The organism is Burkholderia sp. Bp8963 (assembly GCF_003854275.1).
Classification (GTDB): Bacteria; Pseudomonadota; Gammaproteobacteria; order Burkholderiales; family Burkholderiaceae; genus Burkholderia.
Map to the genome: position 1 here is coordinate 1 of NZ_QTQP01000210.1, position 228 is coordinate 228.

Below are 228 nucleotides of genomic sequence, written 5' to 3' on the forward strand. Positions count from 1 at the left end.
GAATACTCATCTCGCCCACCTGTGTCGGTTTGCGGTACGGTCATCGTTAGACTGAAGCTTAGAGGCTTTTCTTGGAACCACTTCCAATTGCTTCGCTCCCTAAGGAGCTCGCGCCACACCCTTGAATTGCGCGCCCGGATTTGCCTAAGCGCCTTCTCCAATGCAGCGACCGGGACTTCCAACACCCGGACAACCTTCCGCGATCCGTCCCCCCATCGCATCTAACGA

At 56.6% G+C, this 228-nt stretch carries 1 rRNA gene; it reads right to left on the reverse strand.

Features of this window, described 5'->3' with window-relative positions:
* Positions 1 to 228 (reverse strand): 23S ribosomal RNA (locus tag DID96_RS38075); the annotation flags it as partial.